Origin of the sequence: Bacillus sp. AFS098217, assembly GCF_002551815.1 — a bacterium.
Lineage (GTDB): Bacteria > Bacillota > Bacilli > Bacillales > Bacillaceae_G > Bacillus_A.
The window spans coordinates 69,472-80,720 of sequence record NZ_NVPR01000044.1 but is presented as its reverse complement, the minus strand read 5'-3'; the positions used below and the strand labels follow the sequence as shown (position 1 = coordinate 80,720).

The 11,249-nt window shown below is 33.6% G+C and carries 11 protein-coding genes, 2 pseudogenes and 1 riboswitch; of the genes and pseudogenes, 10 read left to right on the top strand and 3 right to left on the bottom strand.

The genetic code is table 11. The features are described 5' to 3' along the window. Positions 1-171: 171 nt before the first annotated feature. The 3 genes from COO03_RS12945 to COO03_RS12935 form a co-directional block, all read right to left on the bottom strand. Positions 172-576, bottom strand: a complete 405-nt coding sequence (locus tag COO03_RS12945) for a hypothetical protein (RefSeq protein WP_097897572.1) — start codon at positions 574-576, stop codon at positions 172-174. A gap of 150 nt (positions 577-726) precedes the next feature. Next, positions 727-1,431 (bottom strand): class I SAM-dependent methyltransferase, encoded by a 705-nt coding sequence (locus tag COO03_RS12940; protein WP_097897571.1) that lies wholly within the window; start codon positions 1,429-1,431, stop codon positions 727-729. Between the two features lie 678 nt (positions 1,432-2,109). Beyond that, the gene (locus tag COO03_RS12935; RefSeq protein WP_097897570.1) at positions 2,110-2,538 is read right to left on the bottom strand and encodes a cell wall hydrolase; all 429 of its coding nucleotides are present in this window, start codon (positions 2,536-2,538) and stop codon (positions 2,110-2,112) included. 263 nt (positions 2,539-2,801) lie between these two features. On the opposite strand from COO03_RS12935, the gene COO03_RS12930 reads away from it, so the two are divergent. The 10 genes and pseudogenes from COO03_RS12930 (at position 2,802) to COO03_RS27600 (ending at position 11,095) form a co-directional block, all read left to right on the top strand. Then, on the top strand, positions 2,802-3,827 hold the full coding sequence (locus COO03_RS12930; protein WP_097897569.1) for a homoserine dehydrogenase: 1,026 nt from the start codon (positions 2,802-2,804) through the stop codon (positions 3,825-3,827). Positions 3,828-4,001: 174 nt separating this feature from the next. Further along, on the top strand, positions 4,002-4,724 hold the full coding sequence (locus COO03_RS12925) for an MBL fold metallo-hydrolase (RefSeq protein WP_097897568.1): 723 nt from the start codon (positions 4,002-4,004) through the stop codon (positions 4,722-4,724). 72 nt (positions 4,725-4,796) lie between these two features. Next, positions 4,797-4,902, top strand: a riboswitch (TPP riboswitch). Between the two features lie 181 nt (positions 4,903-5,083). Continuing rightward, positions 5,084-5,773, top strand: coding sequence for a thiaminase II (tenA, locus tag COO03_RS12920; protein ID WP_097897567.1), 690 nt, complete (start codon positions 5,084-5,086; stop codon positions 5,771-5,773). Positions 5,774-6,084: 311 nt separating this feature from the next. Beyond that, positions 6,085-6,852, top strand: coding sequence for a DUF3959 family protein (locus COO03_RS12915; protein WP_097897566.1), 768 nt, complete (start codon positions 6,085-6,087; stop codon positions 6,850-6,852). 134 nt (positions 6,853-6,986) lie between these two features. Next, positions 6,987-8,023 (top strand): annotated as a pseudogene (locus COO03_RS12910) (BREX system Lon protease-like protein BrxL); the annotation flags it as partial. Between the two features lie 80 nt (positions 8,024-8,103). Next, entirely contained in the window at positions 8,104-8,412 is a 309-nt protein-coding gene (locus COO03_RS12905) for a hypothetical protein (protein ID WP_097897565.1), read from the top strand. Positions 8,413-8,486: 74 nt separating this feature from the next. Then, complete coding sequence (locus tag COO03_RS12900) at positions 8,487-9,014, top strand: DUF6933 domain-containing protein (protein ID WP_097897564.1); 528 nt, start codon at positions 8,487-8,489, stop codon at positions 9,012-9,014. 56 nt (positions 9,015-9,070) lie between these two features. Continuing rightward, entirely contained in the window at positions 9,071-9,487 is a 417-nt protein-coding gene (locus tag COO03_RS12895) for a DUF3995 domain-containing protein (protein ID WP_097897563.1), read from the top strand. 64 nt (positions 9,488-9,551) lie between these two features. Next, the gene (locus COO03_RS12890) at positions 9,552-10,556 is read left to right on the top strand and encodes a DUF1835 domain-containing protein (RefSeq protein WP_097897562.1); all 1,005 of its coding nucleotides are present in this window, start codon (positions 9,552-9,554) and stop codon (positions 10,554-10,556) included. A 153-nt stretch (positions 10,557-10,709) separates the two neighbouring features. After that, a pseudogene (locus COO03_RS27600) lies at positions 10,710-11,095 on the top strand (hypothetical protein). The last annotated feature ends 154 nt before the right edge of the window (positions 11,096-11,249 follow it).

Genomic DNA, 11,249 nt, shown 5'->3' with positions numbered 1-11,249 from the left:
AAATTTCGTACCCCAGCAACATTGCGTAACTGGAGAACCGTAAACAAACTGAGCGCAATGGCAGAAGAAATCCTATCGTAAACAAAAAAACTATTAAACTCCTTACAAATGAAGCCTTGTTTTTCTCTAAAATAAAGAGAGAAACAAGGCTTTTTTGCATGAATAGTATTCTTATTGGTATCTTCTAGAAACAATGAATTCTACAAATGGAATAACAAGAAATGAAGAGCAAAACGCAATAAATAAAGGGGAATTATGAATGTTATTAAGTGAATGAAGCATAGAAAATCCTTCTGTCCAAATTAGTAAAACAAACATAATACCGATTAAAACAAAATAGCCAACCTTGAAACTTTTATATGTAATTTGCTGTCCCATTTCATCTTGACTTTCTTCGGATATGCCGTTTGGATCTCCCCATGTAATATGGTTTAGGAAGTAACTGAGGAGTAAAGACACTCCAAAAATTGTCCCACCCAAGATTTCTCCTTCGGTTATGTATTTATAGGTTCCGTGCATAAGCAGCCCGATTAACGGTAGTAAGGTAATTATGAGAACAATTTTCTTTCGATTCATTTTTTCACCCCTCCTTAAGTGTAAAAAAGTCTTTACATGCAATAGTATAAACATGGAAATATAGGGTGTCAAATGTATTTTACACAAATAAAAGCGGTAATTATACGTAGTGTGGATGTAAGTATAATTACCACTTTATTATTTTACAGGTTATAATCTTTGAACAACAAAAGTGATCGCATTTGTTTTTAATTGAATGGATTTTTCATTCCGGATGATGTTATATGATAAATTTTTTACTTCTATGTGTATTTCTCGCCATCCTTTATAAATATCTTTAAGTATATTCATCATTATTTCAGTAGGAAGATTTACTTCTATTAATGCATCTAGTTCTTCGTTTGTTTCTATATCAATTTCTTGAATATTAGAATTCACAATCAGACAATTGATGCCGTTATGTTTAGTTCCATTTTTTATGGATAAGAGTACTTTTTCAAAGGCCTCTTTTGAGTGAACATGTTCTAAGCTGGATACTGCAATAATGTAATCATAGCTTTCAGGTTGAATATCATAATTTTCAATTTCTACTTTGATTGTTTCGATTGCATCAAAGACATGATATTCCTTGCTGTTTGTTTTTAATTTTGTTAATGCGGAATCCAGTAAATCGACACATGTAACTTTACCGCCACCATCGATTATCTTTTGAGCGATTGGAATACTATTTCTTCCTACGCCAGAACCAAGATCAAGTACTTTTATTTGATCTTGACCTTCAAAATAATTCATCATCTCCATTACTGTTTTTACAGGTTGATGAAGCCAAGAGCCAGCTTCGAATAATTTGTATTGGTCATAACAAAGATCGTGATATTTTTTTTCTTCTTGTCTAATGTGCTCAATTCGATTCATTTTGTTCACCTACAGTTTCCTATGATTAAATAAACTAATAAGTTAGACACAGTCTTTGACTCTTGTTTTTATTCAGTGTACAAATTTTTCGAAAAATGATGTTTATTCATTTTAGTGAAGACATTTCCTTAATTTAGACACTGATACTGCATTCTAATTGTTCTAGCGATTTTTTCTTTCTATCAAATGGACTTATATACAATTCGATAAAAATTGTAATAAACCTTTCGATTCAGAAAAGTTAGGCATCAACGGTGGAATCAAAAAGTACCCCTTAGTATTATATAAATCTATTTTAATTTTTCGACATCTAAATTCTTGCTATGTAGAATAAAAAGTAACCTCCGCTCGTTTGTTCTTTCTGTTTTTACTTCGCATGTGGCAGAAAAAGGACTTGACCGCTTCTATGAATGGCCAGATCCTCTCTCCCATCTAAAAAGAGGGGGTGTATGTCGGTATAGATTTACTATTAATAAATCGGACGGTCCTCATTTGCTTATTTATGTAATAGGTATTGAAAAATTAGTGTCATGATTAGATTTCTGACAGTAAGTAACGTAGCACTTCAAATACAAGTTAAATAAATTTGTTAATAACATAACTAAAAACACAAGGACTTGCGAATACAAATCCTTGTGTTTTTAAGATTGTAACTGATAGATTATAGATCGTAAATTTTCATCTCGTATACATTTTCGGACATTCATCACCAGTTGGTTCATAAAAACAATGTCTTTTAAATTGTCCTGCAAATGGCTGATTATACCATTCTGGTGGACAACTGCCTGTCGGACGGAAATACCAAAGGGACCATCTTGCCGGCCAGCGCCATTCACCTTGTAAGACGCGTCTTGCTATGTCTTTTTCTGACTCACGAGCACGTTGATAAAAATATCCATACTGCACTGCTTCAAATCCACCTGGGCTTTGATACACTGCATCATGTACAGTACGTATTTGTTTGAAATCTAAGCAATCACAGTATACACGGTTTACTACAACGCAACCGACAAGTTGTTCGCCTTGTGGTCCTTCACCTTCAGCCTCCGCACGAATTAAACGTGCTAACAAATCAACATCACTTTCAGTGTAGGGAATAAGAGGCATACGTGTACCACCTTTCTGGAAGTATTATAGTAAAGTTTATGTAAGGAAAATAAACTTAGTGCTTTTACAAGTTTATTTTTAAAGAAAAGGAGAACAATAAATAAAAAGTATTAGCATTTCTATTTTCATTAGATCTATTTCATTCGATTGTTTTATAAAACTATTTATTTTAAAAATTAGCTAATGCAATACCACAAATAGAATATTATGATGGAGATATGGGGAATTAATAGGTTCACACCAAGAGAATTGAGGGGAATAACATGAAAATAAAAGTCGTTTTAACAGGGTATGGAGCGGTGAGTAAAGAACTTGTACGTTTAGTGTATGAGAAATCATTTACTTTAAAAGAAAGGTATCATATCGAATTTTTAATAGTAGGGATTGTTGGGCGGGATGTATCTATTTATGATGGTAACGGTTTACACCTAGAACAACTTCTTACTTTTGGAATAGGCACGAATGCGTTAGGAAATTATGTAGTATATGATCCGAAGGCAAAAGCGGAAATGATATGGAATGGTAATGTACTAATTGAGGCAACGCCTACTAACTTACAAAATGGCGAACCTGCAAAGTATTACATCCAAAAAGCAATCCAACATGAAATGGATGTTGTATGCATTTCGAAGGGTGCACTTGTTACAAATTGGAAAGAAATAAAAGAAAAAGCAAAGTCGAAAAATGTGCGTATTCGTTATAGCGGTGCGACTGCCGCAGCATTACCTACATTAGATATTGGACAATTTAGCCTAGCAGGATGCCAAATTGAAAAGATAGAAGGTATATTGAATGGGACAACGAATTATATCCTTACAAAAATGGATGAAGAAAATATAACTTTTCAACAAGCATTGCAGGAAGCAAAGGAACAAGGAATTGCTGAAACGAATCCTACAATAGACATAAATGGTATGGACAGCGCTTGTAAACTATTATTATTGGCAAATAGCTTGTTACAAACAGAATATTCACTGGATGATATATCTGTAAAAGGAATAGAACATATTACAAAGCAAGAAATCCAAAAAGCAAAGGAAAAGAACAAATCTCTAAAATTAATAGCTACAGCATATAAAGATAGTTCTGGAATTGTTAAATTAAAAGTAGGTCCATGCGAATTGAATCAAGATCATCCGCTTGCTAATGTCAATGGAACAGAAAAAGGAGTCACCTTCCATACAGATACGATGGGTAAAGTTACTTCCATTGGAGGTGCATCAAATCCAAGAGGGGCAGCTGCTGCGGCGTTGAAAGATTTGATTAATTTGTATCGAAAAGATATGTGATAAAAAAGAAGATCAGTTTTTAATAAAATGAGAATCACAACGAAAAAATATTGACAAATAATTATTTTTGTGTTATGATTAATTATTTGTTGATTGACGTTTTTTCCTCTAGCGTGTTACATTTTAGTAAGAGCAATAACTTCACTAATCTATGTATCGAGGAGGAAATGTAACATGAAAATAGAAAATGGACTGGCAGTTTTAGAATTAAAAATCCAAGGATTTGAATTAAATCCAACATTACTTTGGGATGAAAAAGAAGCTATATTAGTCGATACTGGTATGCCAGGACAATTAAAGCAAATTCATGATGCGATGAATGATGTTGGTGTTCCTTTTGAACAGTTAAAAGCAATTATTTTAACTCATCAAGATATAGACCATATTGGAAGTCTTCCTGAAATACAACAGAAAGCAGATCAATCTATTGAAGTGTACGCACATGAACTAGATAAGCCATATATTGAAGGGCAATTGCATTTAATGAAAACAGATCCAAGTAAAATGAGTAAAGATCAGTGGGAAGCACTTCCAGAAGTTATGCAATTTCTATATAAAAATCCTCCTAAAGCAAAAGTAAATCAAACATTAAAAGATGGACAAAGATTGCCCTTTGTTGGAGGCATTGAAGTCATTCATACACCAGGGCATACGCCGGGACATATTAGTTTATATAGTGAAAAGCATAAAACATTAATCACAGGTGACGCTATGGTATATGTTGGTGGAAATTTAAACGGGCCTGTTCCGCGAACAACACCAGATATGAAAACAGCTACAGAATCGCTTAGAAGATTTTTAGAATTTGATATTGAGAGAGTGATTTGTTATCACGGCGGTGTTTGTGATTTGAATGTGAAGGAACAGATTGAAAAATTAGTAGGACTAAATAACTGATACTTCTATACTCATATATTTGACTGTTTTCTGAATTGTGCTATGATGAATATCAAAACTACATAGTTATTATCTATCCGCTAGGGGTGCCTATATAGGCTGAGATCAAAGAGTACTTTTGAGACCCTTGGGACCTGATCTGGCTCATACCAGCGTAGGGAAGTGGAAGTGACAGAAAATGATATTTATAATGTCCAAACCACTTTTTTTACTTGTCTAAAGAAAGTGGTTTTTATATTGATCATTTCTATACTGAGTACCTATATTAAGAGAAATTTCATTTAGATTTGGACTAAGTAGTTGAATCGTTAGTAATTGACTAATAAGAAATTTTATACATATTCATCGGAGGGATTTAAATGTCATTTTCACAGCTATTACGTAAAGAAGTTCATCCAATTTGGGAAGCAAGTTTCCAGCATCCATTTGTAAAAAAATTAGGGGAAGGAACGTTAGATTTATCTAGTTTCCGCTATTATGTATTACAAGATTCATATTATTTAAGTCATTTTGCTAGAGTACAAACGTTAGGAGCGGCAAAAGCTATTGAATTAGAAACAACAGCTCGTATGGCGCATCATGCACAAAATACATATCAAGCTGAATTATCACTGCATGAGAATTTTGCAAAAAAATTAGGAATCACTGAAGAAGAAAAGGCTTCTTTTGTTCCAGCGCCAACTGCTTATGCGTACACATCACACATGTATCGTGCTGCTTATGAAGGGCATTTAGGAGACATTATTGCAGCAATTTTACCATGTTATTGGCTTTATTATGAAATTGGTGAACGCTTGAAAGAATGTAAGCCTGAAGAACCGATTTATCGAGAATGGATTGCAGCATATGGATCGGATTGGTTCCGTACTTTAGTGGAAGAACAAATCGCACGATTAGATAGGATTGCTGCGACAGTAACAGAAGTCGATCGTAAGCGTATGAAACAACACTTTGTTATTAGTAGTCAATATGAATACTCGTTTTGGGAAATGGCTTATACATTAGAAAAGTGGCCAGTGAATGAAAAAGCAGAAGATGTAACTCTATAAGTCGGAATAGTTATAATCAGATATGAATAAAAAGAGGTATCATTCTTTAAGATAATTTGAAAATCCCGCTAATCCATAAATAGCGGGATTTGTCATTTCTGTATACAAATGTAGTTATCTATTGTCAATTATAGTTTTGTTTTTTTGTTTACTTTTGATGTAAGCAGGATTAAGATGTCTTTTAGGAATAGTAGTATTAAGCTATGAAACATGCCTTTGTATTGTGATTATTTAGAAGTGAGGAATGCTAGAAAAACAACAACATTTGCTTTACGATATAGAAGCTAAAAAATTGAAAGGGATGAGAAATTATGAAGAAACTTGATGTACTGTTAATGCTGCTCAGCTGCTTGTTTCCAATTGCGGGTTTTATGAAGCAAATCCCTTTAGAATTGTCATTGTTTATCGGGGGATTATTATTTTTCACTAGTTTCGGAAGTTACTATGCAAAACGAATGCATTCACGGATATGTAGTTGGTTAGCTTATGCGGCATTTATCACACTCCTTATGGCAATTTGGAATCAATACGTAACAACTAGCTCGTTACTAGCAAATGCAAAAATTGCAGCATGTATTGCTTTGATTCCATTCGTGTTCCGATTCCGTACATATGCAATTACTTTAGGTTTACTTGCATTATGGGGAGCTTTACTATGGGATATAAAACAAATCCAATCATTAGCAGTTCTTGGGCGTATTATGAACTTACTGACTACAGAACGATTGTATCTACTTATACTAGTAGTAGGCTTTATACTTGGTGGATTGCTTGCATACGCACTAAATCGTAACAATAGTAATGAAAAACAAGGAACAACAAATCTATTCAAACAAAAAAAGAAACGAATTAAGCCTACATTTAAGATTCGTATTCCGAGTTTGCCGAGATTAAAAGTTAAGATGTTAAAATTCGGCGGGAAATCTGCTAAATCAAAAGAAATACGTACGTATGAACCAAATCGTGAAGAAAGAGCTCCAACGTATCATACGGTGCCTACAGAGTACCAACATCAGAAAACAGAAACAACACAAGGCCAAACAAGAATGGAACGCAGAAGAAATCATTATAACGCATAAAGAAAATGCTTATATAAATATCTGAACCCGCAATACCCTTCATGTAATGGATGGGGTGTTGCGGGTTTTTTGCTGTATAATAATTAAGATATGGATATTTTAATTATTGAGAGATTTTATAAGGAAATAATTGAGAAGAATGGATTGATGTTTTAATTCGTTCTACAGGTATGGAGCCGCTTGTAGAAAATAATTATAACTTGTGTGAACTTGGACCAAGAGGAACGGGGAAATCTCATATTTATAAAGAGATTTCTCCAAACTCCATCATTTAGCTGAATTTTTAAGAGAAATGCGTAAACGTTCTTTCTCGGATGCACTTGATAAATTCTTTAGATTGGGAAACAACGTGAATCAACGTGATGTTATCGCAGTGCGGAAAACTGTTTCTGGTTTGATTAAACTGTTATATCCAAACGGCGATTATACAAAAGATGATGTAGAAGAAGTACTTCGTTATGCATTAGTAGGACGAAGACGAGTAAAAGAACAATTAAAGAAAATTGGCGGAATGGAACATTACGATGTTAATTTTTCTTACATTGATAATGAAACGATGAATGAAGAGTTTGTATCTGTTTCGGAACAAGGCGGGGGAACGTTAATTCCAGAGGGGATAAACAAATCTGAGCATATTTATACTGTTGCTCGTGGGAAAACAGGGATGATTGGTACTTATAAGTTAGAAACAGAAGTTGTAAACGGTAGTGGTAAATTTGAAAGAACAGGATTAAATTCGGATCGCGATGCAAAAGAAAGCATTGACACTGCTTTTCGATTCTTTAAAGCAAATAATAAAAACATTAGCAGCACAATTAGTACAACAACGAAAGATTATTTCATGCACATTCAAAATATTCATGGTGTTGACTTAACTAGCGAATTATCGCTTGCAGCATTTATTGCATTATGTTCTGGTACTTTAAATAAACCTGTGCAAAGTCAAATGGTTGTGTTAGGATCTATTAGTATAAGTGGTACGATGAATAAGATAGAAGAATTAGCAAAGGTACTACAAGTTTGTTTTGATTCAGGCGCTAAGAAAATTCTTCTTCCAATGACAGCCGCTGTTGATATTCCAACCGTTCCACCGGAATTATTTGCTAAGTTTCAAATTGCATTTTATCAGAGTGCTGAGGATGCTGTGTTTAAGGCTTTAGGTGTGGAATAAGTGAATATAATCATAATAAGCAGTCATCGAGGTATATAAAAGGTGACTGCTTATTATGTTTTAGGAGGAAAGCGAGTACGATGGAAAAATCAAAAGCAGAACGCAAGAGAGATTTGGAAATTGTGAATCTATATCATAAAACATTAACGGAAGCTGAACTTGAAAAACTTTCACTAAATTTCTTAGAATGGAAAGAAGGAAAGTTACCGTATTATAAACTAACAGAACTTATTCATGATTTTCATAAGAAGAATCAAAAAATATGGTCCATGTTTCATAATTTAATGAATGACGAGTTTCTTATTTTTCAAGCTAAAAAAGAATTAAATATGTTTACCGAACAAGACATGAAAAAAGAACATTATAGAAGATGGATGAATTTTTCTTAATGAATAATTTTTCGTGTAAGAAATACATATGACTGAAAATAGAATTGTTAACGTAGAAAGAAAGGAAAAATAATATGCAACTTATCCAATGTACAAAAAAATTAGCCGATGAAATGAAAATAAAAGTTCAAAAAGTAGATACTGCCGATTTCAATCCACTATATTGTTGGCATGCAAACCTTTTTAAAATTGGACGAAAAAAATGTGTAATGATTATGAATAACGCTACAAGGTACCACTTTGTTATTTACGGGGTATTAAAGAAAGACTTGCAAAACTTAGATCTTGTATTTAAGAAGAATTTAACAACATGTTTATTATTAGATGGCATTGAGCCAGAAATGATTGAACAATACTTAAATCATGATTCAATTGTACAATATGCAGCAACGAATAATCGTAGTATTCTTTCACAAATAAATGAGTCCATTTTTGCTGTAGATCATTATTTTTATTATGAGTTAGTAGAAAAGCAGCAGGAGTTTATAGATTTAGCGGAGATGAATCAAAATCTTAATCATATATATATGCTGAAGTTATCAAAACAACCAGTTGAAATGATGAGAGATGCCCTTAATCAACAATTTTTGCTAGATAAATAAATTTTTATTTGGAGAGTGTTCTTAAGAAGCATTATAAATTGACGGAGGTGTTAACAATGCTCATTATCATTACCATCTCAGCATGTCTCTTATTTTGCATTAGCTTACTACACGTCTACTGGGCATTCGGAGGGAAATGGGGCACACATGCTGTGATCCCAACTGAATCTGGTAAAAAGGCTTTTACACCCAGTACTGGAGGAACGTTATTGGTTGCTCTTTTGTTAAGTATAGCAGCGGTACTTTTATTATTGCAGGCCAATATCCTTGTTTTATCCATTCCATATGTTTTCGTTCAAATCGGTTCTTGGATTTGTATGTTTGTGTTTGTGATAAGGGTAATTGGTGAGTTTAACTATTTCGGCATTTTTAAGAGAAAAAAAGATACGTATTTCGCCAAAATGGATACGATGTTATTTATCCCGCTTTGTGCTTTTTTATCTGTTTCATTTCTCCTGGCAATTATTAAATAAAAGCAATCTAAATCTATGTCACACTATAAACTACATGATTTTAGAAATGAATAGAGGGAAATACATGAAAGATAAGTTAAGTCAAGTCATTGATAGCATGCCAGAGGAAGAAGTGAGATCTTTACTTCACCTCATTCTACTCCAACTTGAATTAATAGAAAAAAATAAAGATGAAGAAACGATCAAAATGTTGGCGGAAATACCAAAACAATTGATTGAATCTCAAAAACCAAAATTAAATATTTTAGATAGTAAACATGTACATATTGCATTCGGTGATTCACCAGCAGGTTGTTTAAAACACATACTGAAAGAAGAAGGTTTTAATCAAGACTATGTCATTTCATTCTCTGACGCATTTTCTGTCGGTCCCATTCATCAATTGGGTTTAAAGTCAGGTCAGGTTGCTCGCCAGCAATGGTTATCCAACAACTTAAACTCATATGATTTTTATTTTGAAGAAGAATACTTACCGAGTTTGATTCATTCATTAGAAGAAATACAGTCCATTTCAAACGATACACCAATTACAATTTGGAAAGCGGATAATGCTCATGAACATGTAGGACTTTGTTTTGTGCTTGCCGAGTTGAAGAATAAGAAAAATATTAGAATCATCAATACTTCAGAGGCTCATAGAAAACTATTAGAAACAGAGTACGGCATACGTGGAACGGGAGAACTATCATCAAAGAATTTAGCAATTATTCTTAAGAAATATGGAGAAAAGTCATTTTTAGCTGAAGAGACTCGAACAGCACTCGAAAAAGAATGGGAAGTTCTATCTACTAGTACAGAGTTATTACGAATCTGGAAAGATAGTGCAGTGCATGCTGTACAAGAAGATTATTTTGATGATTTTATTGTTGAGTGCGCGAAACGAATAGGAGCAGATAAAGCTTTCTATAAAGCAGCGCGGGTAATTGGAGAAGCACTTGGACATATAGAGCAAGTAGTGGGAGATGTTTTTCTAGAATATCGCTTACAGGCTTTAATCAAGAAAGGGACATTTGAGGTGAAAGGATCATTAAAAGCAATGCGCTATTACAGTGTTATGTTAAATAGATAACAGCAGAGCTTTATTTTTTATAGTTAGTAAAATGAATTTGCTATATAAATGGAATTCAGAAAGACAAATTTGGGCGATGCATAAGCCTCCTCTGGGTGAAGTATTACATATGAATGTTTTAAAGTGACAAATAAAAAGAAGGTGATTTTTCATATGTATAACCAACCGAATTATCCAGGTATAGGGTATGATCAAATGATGTATTATAATCCACAAAACCAAGGATATTATGAAGAAGCGATGGAACTGAGAGAGCTTGATCATGAAGAGTATAGACCTGATGATGGCCGACGTCACCACCTCCATCACAGGCACCATCATTACCGTCAGCATTCGCTGCACCTGCACAAATAAGGAATATGAAATCATTGATGTGTAATTGTTTAGGGAGATGGGGGTACTTGCGTCTACATCGACCAGGTCCTTTTGGAAGAGATTTATGGTTTTTTGGGGTATCAGGTTACACGTGGCAAGCTGGCCGTCGCCGGAAAGTTAGTTATCGATACCAACAAATCAGTAATTTTATGTGCTTTGCTTAGAGAGAATCAAAGAGGAGATCTTCTCTTTGATTTTTTTATATTTTTCAAGTTTCAAAGTAAGGTTTTGACAAAAAATTATAATATTCATACTTTTTGCAAGTTATAATTTATATGTTGAAGTGATTTCTACACAAAATGAAAGTGAGGGAGTGCA